Source organism: Kaistella sp. PBT33-4, assembly GCF_029194425.1.
Taxonomy (GTDB): domain Bacteria; phylum Bacteroidota; class Bacteroidia; order Flavobacteriales; family Weeksellaceae; genus Marnyiella.
Genome location: NZ_JARFYL010000011.1, coordinates 1 through 1,409 on the forward strand (window position 1 = coordinate 1; position 1,409 = coordinate 1,409).

General features: G+C 46.8%; 1 protein-coding gene. It reads right to left on the reverse strand.

Features of this window, described 5'->3' with window-relative positions; all coding sequences use genetic code 11:
- Nucleotides 1-313 precede the first annotated feature (313 nt).
- Nucleotides 314-1,282: a transposase gene (locus P0M11_RS13270; protein WP_275626092.1), complete on the reverse strand. Its 969-nt coding sequence runs from the start codon at nucleotides 1,280-1,282 to the stop codon at nucleotides 314-316.
- Nucleotides 1,283-1,409: the final 127 nt, after the last annotated feature.

Genomic DNA, 1,409 nt, shown 5'->3' on the forward strand with positions numbered 1-1,409 from the left:
GTTTGTGGATGCTGTCTTCTATCTTCTTGAACTTCGTGACCTTGCCGCAACACTCCGCTCTCAGCGGGCAGTCACTACAGGCGCGCTCGCTGCTGCGATAACTCTTCTTTCGGTAACCCTTGCTGTCGGTCAGGATTTTTTTGAAGGGTAAAATGGCATGGTTCCCGCCTTTTTGGGTGCAGCAGTAATACTCTTCTTCTTCACTTTCTCCTTTTACAAATTCAAACCCTTCCCGCTCGGGCTTGTATTGGCCGAAGTTGGGAAATGCGCAGCATTCACGAACACCGCAGAAGAACAAAAATAAAGTTCGTAATTAGGCATTGATGCCTCTTTCTTTGCAGTACTTTAAAGACTCGCCGCTGCTGTAGCCTGCATCTGCAAGCACTTCTTCGGTCTGCATTTGGTTCAATGAAAGATTTTCAAGCGTCTGGTTCATTATTTCAGGAAAAATCACCGAATCTTTGCTGCCCGAGGTGCTGGCGCAGGCACCGGTAATAACGTGGTGAGCATCGTCTACAGCGAGCTGTCCGGAATAGTTCAGCTGGCGTGCTTTGCCGGGTTTTACAGAGATTTTGGCATCGGGATCGGTTGGGCTGTAGTGGGTGTGATTGCTCAAATATTTGGGGCGAATTTCTTCTCCGTCTTCATCATAGCGAACTTTTTTTGTGTTGCCCGGCATGCCTTTGCATTCCTTCTCTTTCCAGGCGTGGTGCCGGTCTACAAGTTTTTTCCTTTCAGTAGTGACTTTGTATTCGCTGTTTTCTTCCAGCTCATCCACGAACGCCGAAGCGTCTTCCAGAACTTCTTTTTCTACCAAAGAGTCCATGCTTGCATTGGCTTTGATGAAGGCAGAGTCTACGGCCTGCCGTTTGCCCCGCACCATTCCTTTCTCCACACAAAGCGAAAGGACTTTCCTGAAGAGCTCCAGAAAAAGTTCCTCACCAAAAAGCTGCCGTGTACGGCTCAGCGTGGAATGCCAGGGAAGTTCCTCGTCCAGGTCATACCCCAGAAAGAGGCGCACATCCAGGCTGTTGCTGCAATACCGCAGTAAAGCCCGGTCACTGTTGATGTTGTTGAGATAGCCTACCAGCAGGATCTTAAAGAAAACCACGGGATCAATGCTGGCCTGACCTTCTTTCCCGTAATAGTTTCTGGTGGCTTTGTAGAGAAAATCCAAACCGAGTTCAGACTGGATTTTCCTGTAGAAATTATCTTCCGGCACCAAGGCGTCCAGACTGAGCTGATAGAAGATCTTCGGTGTGAATTTTTTCTTTCCCTGCATAATTAAAATTAGAAAAAATATTCTGCATATACAACTGTTTTTCAACTATTTACAACAATATAAATGCGGTTTAAGCTGCAGTCCACCCTTTTTAAGTATATTTGATTGAAGTTGTGCAACAGGCACA

Bases quoted from the DNA above. Each gene is read 5' to 3' on its own strand.
- P0M11_RS13270 (WP_275626092.1), bottom strand. From the start codon at position 1,282: ATGCAGGGAAAGAAAAAATTCACACCGAAGATCTTCTATCAGCTCAGT.